Annotated in this window: 14 protein-coding genes and 1 pseudogene; 12 read left to right on the forward strand and 3 right to left on the reverse strand. The window is 52.6% G+C overall.

From position 1 onward, the window contains the following. From AC06ND_RS06265 to AC06ND_RS06295, 7 genes and pseudogenes are all read left to right on the forward strand, one after another. Positions 1-219 (forward strand): annotated as a pseudogene (locus AC06ND_RS06265) (alpha-amylase); the annotation flags it as partial. 13 nt (positions 220-232) lie between these two features. Next, positions 233-4,474, forward strand: a complete 4,242-nt coding sequence (gene glgP / locus AC06ND_RS06270; protein ID WP_475678139.1) for an alpha-glucan family phosphorylase — start codon at positions 233-235, stop codon at positions 4,472-4,474. Further along, positions 4,465-5,346, forward strand: a complete 882-nt coding sequence (gene ribF / locus AC06ND_RS06275; RefSeq protein WP_475678140.1) for a riboflavin biosynthesis protein RibF — start codon at positions 4,465-4,467, stop codon at positions 5,344-5,346. The genes glgP and ribF overlap by 10 nt, the downstream gene beginning before the upstream one ends. 1 nt (position 5,347) lies before the next feature. After that, on the forward strand, positions 5,348-5,476 hold the full coding sequence (locus AC06ND_RS06280; protein WP_475678141.1) for a hypothetical protein: 129 nt from the start codon (positions 5,348-5,350) through the stop codon (positions 5,474-5,476). Positions 5,477-5,592: 116 nt separating this feature from the next. Further along, positions 5,593-6,060, forward strand: a complete 468-nt coding sequence (gene greA / locus AC06ND_RS06285; RefSeq protein WP_475678142.1) for a transcription elongation factor GreA — start codon at positions 5,593-5,595, stop codon at positions 6,058-6,060. A gap of 1 nt (position 6,061) precedes the next feature. Further along, positions 6,062-6,466 (forward strand): HIT family protein, encoded by a 405-nt coding sequence (locus AC06ND_RS06290; RefSeq protein WP_475678143.1) that lies wholly within the window; start codon positions 6,062-6,064, stop codon positions 6,464-6,466. Then, positions 6,453-7,565, forward strand: a complete 1,113-nt coding sequence (locus AC06ND_RS06295) for a redoxin domain-containing protein (RefSeq protein WP_475678144.1) — start codon at positions 6,453-6,455, stop codon at positions 7,563-7,565. Before AC06ND_RS06290 ends, AC06ND_RS06295 begins: the two co-directional genes overlap by 14 nt. On the opposite strand, the gene tsaB is transcribed toward AC06ND_RS06295, so the two are convergent. Beyond that, a complete protein-coding gene (gene tsaB / locus AC06ND_RS06300; RefSeq protein ID WP_475678145.1) occupies positions 7,557-8,249 on the reverse strand; it encodes a tRNA (adenosine(37)-N6)-threonylcarbamoyltransferase complex dimerization subunit type 1 TsaB in 693 nt (230 codons plus the stop codon). The genes AC06ND_RS06295 and tsaB overlap by 9 nt on opposite strands. Positions 8,250-8,259: 10 nt before the next feature. After that, positions 8,260-8,751, reverse strand: coding sequence for a CvpA family protein (locus AC06ND_RS06305; protein WP_475678146.1), 492 nt, complete (start codon positions 8,749-8,751; stop codon positions 8,260-8,262). A 101-nt stretch (positions 8,752-8,852) separates the two neighbouring features. Here AC06ND_RS06305 and ileS point away from each other — a divergent pair, with 101 nt between their 5' ends. From ileS to AC06ND_RS06320, 3 genes are read left to right on the forward strand one after another with little or no spacing between them, the layout of a single operon-like run. Continuing rightward, positions 8,853-12,284: an isoleucine--tRNA ligase gene (gene ileS / locus AC06ND_RS06310; RefSeq protein ID WP_475678147.1), complete on the forward strand. Its 3,432-nt coding sequence runs from the start codon at positions 8,853-8,855 to the stop codon at positions 12,282-12,284. A gap of 9 nt (positions 12,285-12,293) precedes the next feature. Continuing rightward, positions 12,294-12,704, forward strand: coding sequence for a TraR/DksA family transcriptional regulator (locus AC06ND_RS06315; protein WP_475678148.1), 411 nt, complete (start codon positions 12,294-12,296; stop codon positions 12,702-12,704). Beyond that, on the forward strand, positions 12,704-13,309 hold the full coding sequence (locus tag AC06ND_RS06320) for a signal peptidase II (RefSeq protein ID WP_475678149.1): 606 nt from the start codon (positions 12,704-12,706) through the stop codon (positions 13,307-13,309). The genes AC06ND_RS06315 and AC06ND_RS06320 overlap by 1 nt, the downstream gene beginning before the upstream one ends. A 62-nt stretch (positions 13,310-13,371) precedes the next feature. Here AC06ND_RS06320 and AC06ND_RS06325 read toward each other — a convergent pair whose 3' ends face one another. Then, entirely contained in the window at positions 13,372-13,758 is a 387-nt protein-coding gene (locus tag AC06ND_RS06325; protein WP_475678150.1) for a response regulator, read from the reverse strand. Positions 13,759-13,869: 111 nt separating this feature from the next. Here AC06ND_RS06325 and AC06ND_RS06330 point away from each other — a divergent pair, with 111 nt between their 5' ends. After that, positions 13,870-15,045, forward strand: a complete 1,176-nt coding sequence (locus AC06ND_RS06330; protein WP_475678151.1) for a helix-turn-helix domain-containing protein — start codon at positions 13,870-13,872, stop codon at positions 15,043-15,045. 2 nt (positions 15,046-15,047) lie between these two features. Further along, a complete protein-coding gene (locus tag AC06ND_RS06335) occupies positions 15,048-15,503 on the forward strand; it encodes a low molecular weight protein-tyrosine-phosphatase (protein ID WP_475678152.1) in 456 nt (151 codons plus the stop codon). The last annotated feature ends 203 nt before the right edge of the window (positions 15,504-15,706 follow it).

The following is a 15,706-nucleotide window of genomic DNA, read 5'->3' on the forward strand; positions in this document are numbered from 1 at the left end:
TTCATCAACTACATGAACGTCCTCAGCGACTTCACCATCAGGCTTGACGACGCCATCAAGACAGGCGTTGCAAGGCAGGAGAAGAACGAGGATGTAGTCATCGTCACTCCTATCAACCGCCCGGGCGACAAGGGTAAGAAGGCCCCTGCAAAGAAAGCTCCGGCCAAGAAGGCTCCTGCAAAGAAGCCAGCTGCCAAGAAGGCTGCCGCAAAGAAATAACATTGGACGGTAGATGAGTAAAACAGACGAACTTTTGCGTCCGGACTACCTTTTTGAGGTGAGCTGGGAAGTCTGCAACAAGGTCGGTGGAATCTACACCGTCGTTGCAACGAAGGCTTTCTACCTCAGCGAGGAACTGAAGGATCATCACATCATGGTGGGTCCGGACGTATGGCAGAACTCTGATGCCTGCCCTTACTTTACCGAGGACGAGAATCTGTTTTCGGATTGGAAGGCGAAGGCACTCTCAGAAGGCATCAGTGTACGCACAGGTCGTTGGAACATCCCCGGAAACCCTTGTGCAATCCTCTTGGATTTCAGGAGTTTCTTCGCTCGTCAGGACGAGATCCTGACAGAGCTCTGGAAGAAGTTCGGAGTGGACTCGATCTCAGGTAACTGGGACTATAAGCAGTCCGCACTCTTCGGATATGCCGCAGGTTGCGTCATAGAGAGCTTCTACCGTTTCAACATCGGTGCGAAGGATAGGGTAGTCGCACAGTTCCATGAGTGGCAGACCGGCTCCGGTGTGCTCTACCTCAAGGAGACCGGACTTCCTATCGCTACGGCGTTTACGACCCACGCGACTATGATGGGTCGTTGTCTTGCCGGCAACAACATGAATCTCTATGACCATATGGAAAGCTACAATGCTGACGAGATGGCGAGGAGATTCAACGTGGTCGCAATCCACTCGTTGGAGAAGCAGTCCGCACTCAATGCGGACGTGTTCACCACCGTGAGCGATACTACTGCACGCGAGTGCAAGCAGTTCCACGGCAGGCCTGTGAGCGTAGTGACCCCTAACGGCTTCGAGGACAGCTTCGTCCCAGCCACCAAGAGGGAGTACAACGCAAAGCGCAAGGCGGCGCGAAAGTGTCTTGCGCAGGTTGCTCAGGCCATGAGCGGCGCCCCTGTGGCAGCGGATGACCTGTTCGTTGGAATAGGTGGACGCTATGAGTACAGGAACAAGGGTATCGATGTGTTCATCGACGCCCTCGCGAAGCTCAAGAACGAAGGTGGAGCGGCCAAGACCGTCCATGCATTCATCATGATTCCTTCCGGCCACAACGGTCCGGACAAGAATCTTCAGGCAAAGATGGCCGGTAACGGTTCGGAGAACTATGTGACTCAGGTGTCACATGCGCTCCAGACTCCTCAGTGGGACACCATCTCGCACCGCTTCGGTCAGGTGGGCCTGTACAATGACGCCAATGACAAGGTGAAGGTATATTTCATCCCTTCATACCTCAATGGCGACGACGGAGTGTTCAACATGTCGTATTACGACCTCTTGGTAGGTCTGGATTCGACCTTCTTCCCGTCATACTATGAGCCGTGGGGCTACACCCCGCTCGAGAGCCTTGCTTTCAGCGTGCCTACCCTCACGACCAGTCTTGCAGGCTTCGGCCTCTGGGTGCGTGACTATTACAAGAAGGAGCATCCCGGCATCACCGTGGTGGAGCGTAACGACAGCAATTACCACGAGGTTGTCGACGCAGTCGTGGATCGTATCAGGGAGATAGCATCTCTCGATGCGGCCGGACTCAAGGCATACATGGAGTCTGCCCGTGATGTCGCCAACATCGCCCTTTGGAACAACCAGATAGAATATTATAAGAAAGCCTACAGTCAGGCTTTACAGAATGTGATTAACCGTGCCGCAGACTTAACGGCAGTAAAAAACGAAAGAACAATGTACGAAAGAATCGAGATAGACGCACCTAAGTGGCAGAGCGTCATGGTCACAAGACATCTCCCAAAGCCACTCGCAGGCCTTGAGACTCTTTGCAAGAACCTTTGGTGGTGCTGGAATGACAGCGCAAAGGCTCTCTTCAAGACCGTAGACGCACAGCTTTGGCATCAGTCAGGCCACAACCCAATGGTAATCCTTGACAAGGTCAGCATCAAGCGCTATAAGGAACTCGCAAACGACAAGGAGTTCCTCAAGAACCTCAAGGCCGTGATGGAAGAGTTCAATGCTTACATGAAGGAGAAGGAGAACAGGGTTGACCCATCAGTTGCTTACTTCTGCATGGAGTATGGTCTCGACACCTCACTCAAGATCTATTCAGGCGGTCTCGGTATCCTCGCAGGTGACTACCTCAAGGAGACCAGTGACATGAACGTGAACCTCGTAGCCATCGGTCTCTTCTATCGTTACGGATATTTCAACCAGAAGCTCACCGCTCAGGGCCATCAGGTCGCAGAGTACACTCCACAGGACTTCATGAAGACTCCTGCAGAGCCTGTTCTCGATGAGCAGGGCAACTGGGTCAAGATCCATGTCGCATTCCCTGGACGTACTCTCGCAGCTCGTCTCTGGAAGGTTGCTGTAGGTCGTACAGACCTCTACCTTCTCGACACAGACTTCGAGGAGAACATCCCAGAGGATCGCCAGGTAACCCACCAGCTTTATGGTGGTGACTGGGAGAACCGTCTCAAGCAGGAGCTCCTCCTCGGTATCGGCGGTGTGCGCGTTCTCCGCGCTCTCGGACTCAACCCACAGGTTTACCACTGCAACGAGGGCCACGCAGCCTTCATCGGAATCGAGAGACTCCGTGAGTACATCCAGAACGAGCATCTCTCATTCTCTGAGGCACTCGAGGTCGTAAGGGCTTCATCGCTCTTCACCACCCACACCCCTGTACCTGCAGGTCACGACGCTTTCGAAGAGGGTATCCTCCGTCATTATATCGGTCAGGTTCCAGACGAACTCAATGTCGACTGGACCACTCTCATGAGCCTCGGTAAGCACAATCCATACGATGGTGGCGAGAAGTTCTCCATGAGCGTACTCGCAGCCAACATCTCTCAGGAGGTGAACGGTGTATCAATGCTCCACGGCCTTGTCAGCAAGGACATCTTCGCTAGCATGTACCCTGGTTACCTCGCAGAGGAGAACCACGTAAGCTACGTTACCAACGGTGTCCACTACCCGACTTGGGCATCCAAGGAGTGGAAGAACATCCACGCTAAGGTGTTCGGTGAGGCATTCAAGACCCATCACTATGACAAGAGCTGCTTCGAGGGTATCTACAAGGTTTCTGACGAGGACGTATGGAACACCCGCAAGCTTCTCAAGCACAACCTCGTATCTGCAATCCGCGAGAGACTTTCTGACCCTGTTCTCAGCAGCCACTATTCTCCACGCCAGATCGTGACCATCAAGGAGAACCTCCGTGACGACGTCCTCACAATCGGTTTCGCAAGGCGTTTCGCTACCTACAAGAGGGCAACCCTCCTCTTCAGCGACCTTGACAGACTCGATGCGATCGTTAACAATCCTATCCGTCCTGTTCAGTTCATCTTCGCAGGTAAGGCTCACCCGGCTGACGGTGCAGGTCAGGACCTCATCCGCCAGATCGTGGAGATCAGCAAGCAGCCACGCTTCATCGGCAAGATCATCTTCGTCCCTGGTTACGACATCACCCTCGCAAAGAGGCTCGTACAGGGTGTTGACGTATGGATGAACAACCCTACACGTCCACAGGAGGCTTCAGGTACTTCAGGTGAGAAGGCTTCCATGAACGGTGTAATGCACTTCTCAGTCCTTGACGGCTGGTGGGTTGAGGGTTACAAGCCAGGTGCAGGTTGGGCTCTTCCACAGGAGAGGACCTACGATGACCAGGGCTACCAGAACGACCTCGATTCAGCTACTATCTACGCTACCATCGAGAATGAGATCGCACCTGCATACTACAATACTGACAGGAATACCGGCAGGTCAGCTGAGTGGATCGGCTACATCAAGAATACCATCGCTCAGGTTGCATGCAACTTCACTACCAACCGCATGCTTTCTGATTACTGCAACCAGTACTATATCCCACAGGGTGAGCGCGTGACCAAGCTCTCTGAGAATGATTACGCAGTTGCTCGCCAGATCGCTGAGTGGAAGAATGGCGTAAAGAGCGCTTGGAGGAATGTCCAGGTGGTTTCTTGCACCTATCCAGACAGCACCTATGTCCTCGATTCAGACCATCAGATCAAGTCTGAGGTCAAGATCGACCTCGCTGGCCTTAAGCCAGAGGACATCGGAGTGGAGATGCTCTTCACCTCTCCAGACAAGAAGGGACGTCAGCACATCCGTGAGAAGGTAGCCTTCGAACTCGTAGAGGTAAATGAGGGCGTAGCTACTTACCGTTCTGCAGTTCTCCCTGAGAGGACTGGTATGTATCAGGTAGCAACCAGAATCTATCCAAAGAACGAGCTCCTGCCTCATCGTCAGGACTTCGGTCTCGTAAAATGGTTATAGCAACCGGCTTCTTCGACGGTGTCCATATCGGACACCGCGAAGTAATCGGGCAACTCGTGGCTTCGGCCAAGGCCCGAGGAGAAGAGAGCATGGTGGTGAGCTTCTGGCCCCACCCACGTACGGTCCTCCGCAAGGAGGCCCGCACGCTCCGCCTCCTCAGTTCCCTTCAGGAGAAGAAGGAACTGCTTACGGCTTTGGGCGTGGACCATGTTGAAATACTTCCGTTCACGAGGGAGTTCGCCTCCCTCACGATGGAAGAATTCCTCAGGGAATATATAATAGGAAAGTTCGGCGGAACTGCCGTCATGATCGGTTATGACAACAGGATGGGGTCTGACTGTAAGGATCCTTCCCAGTTGGCAGAGACGGCAAGGCGTATCGGCCTGGAGGTGATTGCGACGCCAATGGTGCCTTCAGACGGCGGCTTGGCAGTGAGCTCTACCAAGATACGGGCAGCGATCGAGGATGGAGACATGGAGTCAGCCACGAAGATGCTCGGCGGTCCATACACGCTCCTTGGAGTCGTGGTCGCCGGTAACCGTCTGGGCAGGACGATAGGCTTTCCGACGGCAAACATGCAGCTATATGAGCCGCTGAAGCTTGTTCCGGCAAATGGCGTCTATCTCGTCAAGGTTGATACCTGCGGGGAGCAGCACTACGGAATGTGCAACATCGGCGTCCGTCCTACCGTAGGCTCCGGCAACGCGAGGACGATAGAGACCAATATCTTCAATTTTGATGACGAGATATATGGACTCGACATCAAGCTCACTTTCCTCAGACGCATACGCGAGGAGCAGGGGTTCGAGAACCTTGCGGCGCTAGGAAGGCAGCTTGAGATTGACAGGACTGAATGTCTAAAGTACATCTGATATGGAAGATAAGGAAATTAAGGACCTCATCGAAGAGCCCGAAATTGAAGTGGGTCCCAAGGAAGAGAAAGTCGATTGGAAAAAAATGATAGTCTTTTCCGAGATACTCAAACCGAAATTTGAAGAATGATTGGTTTTTTTCCAATCATTTTTTCTTATCTTTGCGTCTAGATGAAATTGTATAAGGGTTCTGCCTCAGGGCGGGACTCCTTTTTGATTACTGAATCCGAAATAAAACGAAATAATATGCCAGTCCATTATCTTACCCAGGAAGGGTACGACAAGCTGAAGAAAGACCTCGCTGATGCTCTTGCGCAGCGTCCGGTCATCTCGGCGGCAATCGCAGAAGCTCGTGAGAAGGGGGACCTCTCCGAGAATGCTGAATACGAATCAGCTAGGGAGGCTCAGGGCCTCCTCGAACTCAGAATAGCAAAGCTCAAGGACGAAGTCGCAAATGCGCGCGTCATCGACGAGTCTCAGATCGGTACCGATAAGGTGCAGATGCTCAACAAGGTCAAGGTGAAGAACCTTTCCATGAACAGGGTCATGGAGTTCACCCTCGTCGGCGAGTCGGAGGCAGACTTTGCAGCAGGTAAGCTCGCTGCCACCACTCCTATCGGAAAGGCTCTCATGGGCCACGCGAAGGGTGATGTCGTAGAGGCCAAGGTGCCTTCAGGAGTAATGAAATTCGAAATTCTTGATATCACACTCTAGAATGGCTACTATCTTCACAAAGATCGCAAAGGGCGAGATCCCATCCTATAAGGTGGCAGAGAATGAGGACTACTACGCATTCCTCGATATCTCTCCTCTCGCCAAGGGTCACACACTCGTGATCCCGCAGAATGTGGAGGATGACTATATCTTCAATCTTGACGAGAAGACCTACGAAGGCCTCATGGCTTTCGCACGTAAGGTTGCGCTTGCTCTCAAGGCCGCTGTGCCTTGCAAGAGGATCGGTGTGGCCGTTCTCGGCATGGAGGTGCCACACACCCACATTCACCTTGTCCCGCTCAATAGCGAGGCTGATATGGATTTCCGTAAGAAGAAACTTGAAATGTCACAGGAGGAGTTCACTCAGGTGGCTGCATCTATTCTGTCAGAATATGAAAAGCTTTAATTTCATCAGGATTGCCGTATTCGCTTCGGCAGCCCTTGTTCTTGCATCATGTGGTCAGAAAGCCCGTGTCCAGGGAGTCGTAAATGGTGCATCAGAAAGCGAGATCGTAGTGTCACTTCTCAAGGTCAATACTCTTGAGACCATCGATACCGTAAAGACAGACGGCAACGGAAGGTTCTCTGTCAAGGTAGATGTGAAGAAGGGTGAGCCTGAGTTCGTATATCTCCACCGCAATGGCGTAAGGGTAGCACCTCTTCTCCTCCAGGCAGGTGACAGGATCACCGTGGAGACCGATACTCTCGGAAATTATACCGTGACAGGTAACCCGGAAGCTGAGCTTTATGCTTCGGTAGAGAGGGACTATTCGGCGTTCACTTCCAAGGTCGATGGCTATATCGCAACCGACGACGTGAAGAACGCAAGACTCGAGTACATCAACTACTACAGGCAGTGCCTCAGATTCATCGCGGAGCATCCATACTCTATCGTGAACGTTCCTCTCATGTATCAGACCGTCGCTGACGGTGTGCTCGTGTTCGGACAGCAGACTGATGCCATCCACTTTAACCGCGTGTGTGATTCTCTCGAGACCGTATATCCTAACTCCAAGTATGTGAAGGCTCTCCGCCAGGCTGCTGACGAGAGGCGCAACGTGCTTGACCTCCAGCTCATGATGAATGAAGCAGGCAGCGTCGGTTTCATCGACATCGAGCTTCCTGACATCAACGCACAGAAGCAGAAGCTCAGCGACGTGAAGGGTAAGGTCATAATGCTCCATTATTGGACCCTCACCCCAGAGCAGAAGATGATGAATCTCGACGTCCTCCTCCCACTCTATAAGGAGTATCACTCAAGGGGTCTTGAGATCTATCAGGTGGCTCTCGAAGGTGACAAGACTTCCTGGGCTGCTACCATGAAGGCGCAGAATCTACCTTGGGTCAATGTCTGTGACGTGAACGAGGCTAACTCGAAGTACGCCAGCCTCTATGCTCTCCAGCAGCTTCCATCTACATTCTTCATCGCAGGTGACGAACTCCTCAACGAGCAGATATCCAGCGAGGCAGACCTTAGGAAGCTTCTCGATAAGCTGTTAAAATAATTTCTTGCTGCTGACTGTGGCAACGAATTCCTTAAGATAGAACGGTTCAAGGTATGCGACATCCCTGAACCGTTTTTCTTTGTATTCAGAGATTGCCGGCATGAGCATGGCTGAAGCCTTAGGGCAGCACTGGACAAAGTGCATTCCTTCTCCGCCGAGAACCTTCTCGCACTTTCCCGCTCCGTCGCCGATGAAGAGCACTGGACCTTCAGTGCGCTGCCGGGCGAAGCTTGCCTCGTCCACGATGACTGCCTCGGTCTCACTTATCTGCTTCCCGTCAGGAGTGAAGACTGCCGAATATACTTCCATCCTGCGGGCGTCGACCATAGGGATGATATACTTGCATCCCTCCGGAACGAGTCCTTCCGCGATGGCCTGATGCACGAGTATGTCGAGGGTTCCGACCGCGAGGAGAGGAAGCCTGGCACCGAAGCAGAGACCCTTAGCGGTGGACACGCCGACCCTGAGGCCGGTATATGAACCTGGGCCCATGCTGACGCAAACGGCGTCCACGTCCTTGAGGCTAATGCCTCTTTCCTTGAGCATATCATCCACGAATACGGCGGTGAGGGAAGCATGCGAGCGCATCGCATCGCTTTCGCGGTAGTAAGTGATGGCTCCGTCCTCGGCCAGTGCGGCAGAGCAGAGAGCTGTGGATGTTTCGATCAGTATGATTCTTTCCATGGCCATGCTGCTAAAGTAACATCATCTCCTTCATGTACGGGAAAAGTCCGTACGCGAAGCCCTTGAGGAACTGGTATACCTGGCTGGTCGCGAGCCTTTCCTCTTCGACGATGTGGAAATTGACGTTGAGTGAGTTGAACAGCATGATGATGACACCCAGGACGATGGCGGTTCCGATTATTGCGAGTACCATTCCGCATATCTTGTTGACCCAGTCGAGCATCACGAACTTTATCACTTTCTCCAAGAGTGCCCTCAGGAAGTTCATTCCGATGGCTATGGCGATGAAGATGATGACGTACGCGGCGACCTTCAGTGCGACAGGGGAGACCTCTATCCACGTGTTGAGCCAGGCTGCGATCGGAGTTGCGAAATGGAAGGATACCCAAATGCTTATGATGAGGGATGCCAGGCCGAGGAGCTGAGAAATCAAGCCTTTCCTGAAGCCGTTCCAGATGGCTGGTGCAAAGCAGGCCAGCAGTATGATGTCCAATGCTGTCATATGGCCGCAAAATTACTCATTTTTTTGTAATAACCCTCTTTAATATGTATCTTTGCGGACTGCGGGAAACCGTGCTTATTTGATTGAAATATAGATAGATTATGACATACAGAGAGTATAAAGGCCTCGACCTTGTAGGCGTTGCTTCTGAGGTTCTCCAGGAATGGAAACTCAAGAATGCGTTCGAGAAGTCGCTTGAGCTCCGTGAGGGAGCTCCGGAGTTCATTTTCTTTGAGGGTCCGCCATCGGCGAACGGAATGCCTGGTATCCACCATGTGATGGCTCGTTCCATCAAGGATTCCATCTGCCGCTACAAGACCCAGAGCGGTTTCAAGGTCAACCGTCGTGCAGGTTGGGATACTCACGGACTCCCAGTCGAGCTTGGTGTCGAGAAGATGCTCGGCATCACCAAGGAGGACATCGGAACCAAGATCAGCGTGGCTGAGTACAACGATGCCTGCCGCAAGGAAGTCATGAAGTACACCAAGGAGTGGAGGAACCTCACCGAGAGGATAGGATACTGGGTGGATATGGACGATCCATACATCACCTATGACAACCGCTACATCGAGACTCTCTGGTATCTTCTCAAGAAGATCTACGAGAAGGGCTACCTCTACAAGGGTAAGTCCATCCAGCCATATTCTCCTGCCGCAGGAACCGGCCTCAGCTCTCACGAGCTCAACCAGCCAGGCTGCTACCGCGATGTCAAGGATACCACCGTCACCGTGCAGTTCGAGGTGGTAAGGGACGAGAAGTCTGAGAAGATCTTCGGAGACGAGGGCTGCCAGGCATACTTCCTCGCATGGACTACCACTCCATGGACCCTTCCTTCAAACACCGCTCTCTGCGTCGGTCCTAACATCACCTATCGCAGGATACTCTCGTTCAACCCATATACCGGTCAGCCAGCCGTATACGTCGCTGCCGAGGCTCTCATCCCGTCTCTGTTCAACCCTAAGGCTGCAGAGATTGCGCTCGAGGACTACAAGCCAGGCGACAAGCTCGTGCCTTACCGTGTGCTCGAAGGCTCATACAAGGGCAGCGAGCTCGAAGGCATCAGCTACAGGCAGCTCATCCCTTGGTTCCGTCCTGACGAGGGCGCTTTCCGCGTGATCCTCGGCGACTATGTCACCACAGAGGATGGTACCGGTATCGTACATATCGCACCTACCTTCGGTGCTGACGACCAGAAGGTCGCTCGCGCAGCAGGTGTCCCTGCGCTCATGGTCATCGATGCAAACGGTGATCCTCAGGCACAGGTTGACCTTCAGGGTCGCTTCTACCGTGTCGAGGACCTCGATCCTGCATACGCAGCAGAGCGCGTGTCCGCTGACTATGCGGAGTGGGCCGGCCGCTTCGTCAAGAACGCTTATGACTCAAGCCTCGCTCCTGATGCTCCTACCCTCGACATCGACATCTGCATGATGCTCAAGGCCGACGGTCGTGCATTCAAGATCGAGAAGCATGTCCATACTTATCCACACTGCTGGCGTACCGATAAGCCAGTCCTCTACTATCCGCTCAACTCATGGTTCATCAAGGCAACCGCAGTACGCGAGAGGATGATGGAGCTCAACGAGCAGATCACCTGGAAGCCGGAGGCTACCGGTACCGGACGTTTCGGAAAGTGGCTCGAGAACATCCAGGACTGGAACCTCAGCCGCAGCCGCTACTGGGGAACTCCGCTCCCAATCTGGCGCACCGAGGACGGCAAGGAAGAGAAGTGCATCGGCTCAGTCAAGGAGCTCTATGCAGAGGTCGAGAAGGCTGTCGCAGCGGGCATGATGGCAAGCAACCCATTCAAGGACTGGGGCTTTGATCCAGAGGACATGAGCAAGGAGAACTACGACAAGATTGACCTCCACAGGCCTTACGCAGACAACATCTACCTCGTTTCAGACTCTGGCAAGAAGATGACCCGTGAGGCAGACCTCATCGACGTGTGGTTTGACTCTGGTGCCATGCCTTACGCACAGGAAGGTCTCCGCAGCATCGACAGCGACAAGTTCGGATGCACCGCAGACTTCATCGCAGAGGGTGTTGACCAGACCCGTGGATGGTTCTATACTCTCCACGCTATCCATACCATGGTAAGCGACAGTCTCGCATTCAAGCGCGTGATCTCTAACGGTCTCGTCCTCGACAAGAAGGGAGACAAGATGAGCAAGCGTCTGGGCAATGCTGTCGATCCGTTCAAGGCTCTCGATACCTATGGTCCTGATGCACTTCGCTGGTATATGATGACCAACGCTCAGCCTTGGGACAACCTCAAGTTCGATGAGGCAGGCGTAGTGGAAGTTTCAAGGAAATTCTTCGGAACGCTCTATAACTCTTATTCGATGTTCGCACTCTATGCAAACATCGACAACTTCGACCCTAACGCGGAGCTCGTTCCTTATGAGCAGCGTCCAGAGTTCGACAAGTGGATCATCAGCCGTCTCAACACCCTCGTCAAGGGCGTCGTAGCAGCTTATGAGGACTATGATGTCACTCTCGCAGGTCGTCTCATCCAGGATTTCGTAGGCGATGACCTCAGCAACTGGTACATCCGCCACAACAAGAAGCGTCTCTGGGGCTCAGGTCTCGCAAGCGACAAGCTCGCAGCATACCAGACCCTCTACGAGGTCCTCAAGGACATCGCGCTCCTTGCAGCTCCTATCGCACCGTTCTACATGGAAAGGCTCTACAAGGACCTCGTTCCTGATGCAGACTCTGTTCACTACTGTGCAATGCCTGCATGCAACGAGGCTCTCATCGACACCGACCTCGAAGAGAGGATGGTGCTCGCACAGAAGTCTTCTTCGATGGTGCTCGCACTCCGCAAGAAGGTCGGCATCAACGTCCGCAAGCCTCTCTCAAGGCTCGTCATACCTGTCACCAATGACAAGGTGAAGGAGCAGCTCGAGGCTGTTAAGCAGATCCTCCTCACTGAGGTCAACGTGAAGAATGCAGAGTTCCTTCAGGATACTGCCGGACTCATCACCAAGAAGATCAAGCCTAACTTCAAGACTCTCGGAAAGGTATACGGCAAGCAGATGAAGGAGATCGCTGCTGCATTCGGAACCCTTACCCAGGAACAGATCAACGCAATCCAGAATACTGAGGGCACTGAGGCAGGATATACCCTCGCACTTCCTTCAGGTGACGTCGTCCTCAAGACTGGCGACTATGAGATCCACTCTGAGGATATGCCAGGCTGGCTCGTAGCTTCGGACGGCCCTCTTACGGTGGCTCTCGACATCACCCTCACTGACGCACTCGTGCGCGAGGGAACTGCACGTGAGCTCATCAACCGCGTACAGAACCTCCGCAAGGACAGCGGCTTCGAGGTTATTGACCGCATCAAGGTTGCAATCTGGGCAGAAGGCGAGGCTGCAGAGGAGATCAAGGCATCCCTCTCAGAGTTCTCAGAGTACGTGGCTGCTCAGACCCTCGCAAAGAGCGTGGAGTTCAGCGAGGCGGCTCAGAATGGCTCGGAAGTTGATTGGAACGACGGACAGATCAGAATCAATGTTGAAAAGATTAACTAAGATAAAGCTATGGCAGAAGAAATGAAACCAGAGTTCAACGTCAGGTATAGCGACGAGGACCTTCAGGAGTTCAAGACGATCATACTTGACATGCTCCAGAAGGCGAAAGAAGAGTATACTACTCTCCGTGGTATCATCTCGCACGACAGCAGCAATGATATCGACGACACCGCACCTTCATTCAAGGCAATGGAGGAGGGCGCAGCCACTCTCTCGAAGGAGGAGGCTGGTCAGCTCGCGCAGCGCCAGTACAAGTTCATCCAGAACCTCGAGGCAGCTCTTGTCAGGATCGAGAACAAGACTTACGGCATCTGCCGCGTGACAGGCAAGCTTATCCCTAAGGAGAGACTCCGTCTCGTCCCTCATGCAACTCTTTCCATCGAAGCGAAGGAGATGCTCGCAAAGCAGGGTAAGAACTAATGAACAGCAGGATGAAGCTCTCCAAGGGGCAGTGGCTTCTTGTGCTTGGAGTGTGTCTGGTCATAATTGATCAGCTCATCAAGATCTGGGTCAAGACAAGCTTCACCCTCGGAGGAGAGATCAAGATCTTCGAGTGGTTCCGCCTTCTCTTCGTCGAGAACAAGGGCATGGCGTTCGGCATGGCATTCGGAGGTTGGGTAGGCAAGCTTTGCCTCTCGGTGTTCCGCATCGTGCTCTTCGGAGCGATGGTCTGGTACATCAACCATCTCCTTAAGTCCAAGAACACTCCGACCGGCGTGGTGGTAGGACTGACCCTCATAGCTGCGGGAGCCCTCGGAAACATAATCGACTGCTGGTTCTACGGACTTCTCTTCAGCGAGTCTACGGTGACCACGGTCGCGCATTTCGGAGACGGCTACGCGCCGTTCCTCTTCGGAAAGGTCGTGGATATGTTCTACTTCCCGCTTTTCGAGATAAAGAATGCGGCAGGTAAGGTTGTGTTCAGCTTCTTTGATCCGGTATTCAACTTCGCAGACAGCTGCGTGACCGTAGGAGCGTTCTACCTGATACTCTTCCAATACAAGTTCTTCGCGAAGGACGAATAGAGAATGAAAGAGAGGCCGACTGAATTCAGTCGGCCTCTCTTCTTATTGATTGTCTTCTTTCTTTACTGCTTAGCTTCGATAAGCTTGAACTGCGTGATGACGCTGTTGAAAAGCTTTTCCATGATGATAGGCTTGGTGATGAAGTCGTTTGCACCAAGCTTGAAACCCTTCACGATGTCCTCGTGAGAGTTGAGTGCTGAGAGGATGATGATGTGGATATCCTGGGTCTCAGGATTAGCACGCAGCCTCTGGATAACCTCAAAACCGTCGATTCCTGGCATCATGAGGTCGAGGAGAATGAGGTCTGGTTTCTTCTCTGCTACCATGTCCAAGGTCTGCTGGCCGCTGCTTGCGGTCTGCAAGGTAAAATTGAACTTGCTGAGCATCTTCTTGAGTAGCAGGAGGTTAAGCTGGATATCGTCCACGGCGAGAACCGTGTACTTAGACAAATCTAATTCTTGTGTGTAATAAGGTGCCATGATGTGAATTTCTTCCTTTGGACAAATATAAACTTTTTTTCAAAAAATTCCTATATTTGTGTACACACATATTACTTAGTCATGACAAGAGCCATATTATTCATTCTTCTCGCAATAGTTGCATTGTACTGGGCGGGCAAGATGGTATTCTTCCCTAAGAGAAAGACCATCAAGTCACAGAAGATGATGATCGTCACCCTCGTGATCCTCGCCGCGCATCTTTCCAGCATCGCGCTCTATTCGGTTCCGGGCCTTGAAGGCAGCATCTGGGTGGATGTTTTCCACACCATCGTAGCTCCTCTCTGTCCTATATTCTACATCCTCTTCATCAAGTTCCTCACCACTCGTGAGGGCGTTCAGAAAAAGGATTTTGCATTGTTTGTTCCAGTCGTGATCGCATGGGCGGTCGTGATCGGCATCGATGCCTCGATGGGAACCGACAACTGGAGAGCCTTCATCGCAAGCGCAATGAACAAGACTCCTATCGCAGGCTATCCTGTTGAGTCTTTCCACCTGCAGAAGATCGTATGCTATTGGTGCTTCAAGCTCTTCCTTGCATGCGAGTTCGCCTTTGCGCTCTTCTATGGCAACTACAACCTCAAGACCTACCATACAGACCTTGAGAACTACTACTCTGAGCTCATCGGCTTTGCGGACAGCATGGACCGTTACGTTGCAATCTATACCTGGGTTGCAATGTTCGTCAGCATCGCACTCGCTCTTTCTTCAAATACAATCGATTCTACAGCCAATCCTCTCGTCATCGTGCTTCTTGCCGTCACCGGTGTGATAATCTATTTCGTAGGCCAGTATTCATACGGAATCGAGACCAGTACCGAGGACCTCATCGAGAAGCTCGAGAAGGCGAACAAGGCTGAAGAGGAGAGGAAGGAGGAGACTCCGGCTCCAGGTACCATCAAGAACTCTATGGCCAAGTATTCTGCCGCCCTCAAGGCTGCCCTTGACGAGCAGGTGTTCCTTGAGCCGGGACTTGAGCTTGTAGACCTAGCCGAGAGGCTCGGCACCAACCGTACATACCTCTCGAACATCATCCACGATGAGTATGGCCAGAACTTCGCCGAATTCATCAACAGCCGAAGGATCAAGTACGCCATCGAGCTCATGCAGAATTCTGACGAGCAGTATCCTATGCGTTACGTCGCAGTGAAGTGCGGATACAGTTCTCTCCAGACCTTCTACAGCAACTTCGCTCGTTACACCGGCGGCAAGACTCCTGCCTCTTACCTTAAGAAATAAGAATGGTCAACATACTTTTCGTCTGCCATGGAAACATCTGCCGATCTCCCATGGCAGAGTTCATAATGAAGGCTCTAGTGCGCTCATACGGCGTCGAGGATGCCTTCCATATCGAATCTGCTGCCGTGTCTACCGAGGAGATCGGTAATCCTATCTATCCGCCGGCAAAGCGCTGTCTTACCCAGCATGGAGTCGTGTTCGACAAGTCCAAGACCGCGCGCCAGGTGACCCGCAGGGATTATGATCTCTACGATAGGATCATCTGCATGGACTCGTCCAACCTCAGGTGGATAAAGAGGATAATTCCGGACGATCCGGAGGGCAAGATACATCTGATGATGTCATATACCGGACGCTCCCGCGACGTCGCGGATCCGTGGTATACAGGCGATTTCGAGACCACTTTCCAGGATATACTGAGAGGCTGCGAGGCAATGCTACGCCAGATGCCTAGATAGGGGAGTTTACTCTGACAAACTAAATAATAAAAGGCGATGACCGCGAGGTCACCGCCTTTTCTATTGTTCGTCCAGCACGAACGTACTCTAACGGGTGAAAGTCCCCAAACCGCCCTGATAGTGGGAAGGTTACAGCCAAAGGCAAAGGTGTCCATCACGAGGTGGAATCTGAAGGAAGCTGGCGGCAAACATCTGGTCTGACG

It is taken from the genome of Candidatus Cryptobacteroides sp. (genome assembly GCF_056207615.1).

Coding starts and splice junctions, on each gene's coding strand:
- ileS (WP_475678147.1), top strand. CDS start 8,853: ATGACATACAGAGAGTATAAAGGCCTCGACCTTGTAGGCGTTGCTTCT.
- ribF (WP_475678140.1), top strand. CDS start 4,465: ATGGTTATAGCAACCGGCTTCTTCGACGGTGTCCATATCGGACACCGC.
- AC06ND_RS06330 (WP_475678151.1), top strand. CDS start 13,870: ATGACAAGAGCCATATTATTCATTCTTCTCGCAATAGTTGCATTGTAC.
- AC06ND_RS06305 (WP_475678146.1), bottom strand. CDS start 8,751: ATGACAGCATTGGACATCATACTGCTGGCCTGCTTTGCACCAGCCATC.
- AC06ND_RS06295 (WP_475678144.1), top strand. CDS start 6,453: ATGAAAAGCTTTAATTTCATCAGGATTGCCGTATTCGCTTCGGCAGCC.
- AC06ND_RS06280 (WP_475678141.1), top strand. CDS start 5,348: ATGGAAGATAAGGAAATTAAGGACCTCATCGAAGAGCCCGAAATTGAA.
- AC06ND_RS06335 (WP_475678152.1), top strand. CDS start 15,048: ATGGTCAACATACTTTTCGTCTGCCATGGAAACATCTGCCGATCTCCC.
- glgP (WP_475678139.1), top strand. CDS start 233: ATGAGTAAAACAGACGAACTTTTGCGTCCGGACTACCTTTTTGAGGTG.
- greA (WP_475678142.1), top strand. CDS start 5,593: ATGCCAGTCCATTATCTTACCCAGGAAGGGTACGACAAGCTGAAGAAA.
- AC06ND_RS06315 (WP_475678148.1), top strand. CDS start 12,294: ATGGCAGAAGAAATGAAACCAGAGTTCAACGTCAGGTATAGCGACGAG.
- tsaB (WP_475678145.1), bottom strand. CDS start 8,249: ATGGAAAGAATCATACTGATCGAAACATCCACAGCTCTCTGCTCTGCC.
- AC06ND_RS06320 (WP_475678149.1), top strand. CDS start 12,704: ATGAACAGCAGGATGAAGCTCTCCAAGGGGCAGTGGCTTCTTGTGCTT.
- AC06ND_RS06290 (WP_475678143.1), top strand. CDS start 6,062: ATGGCTACTATCTTCACAAAGATCGCAAAGGGCGAGATCCCATCCTAT.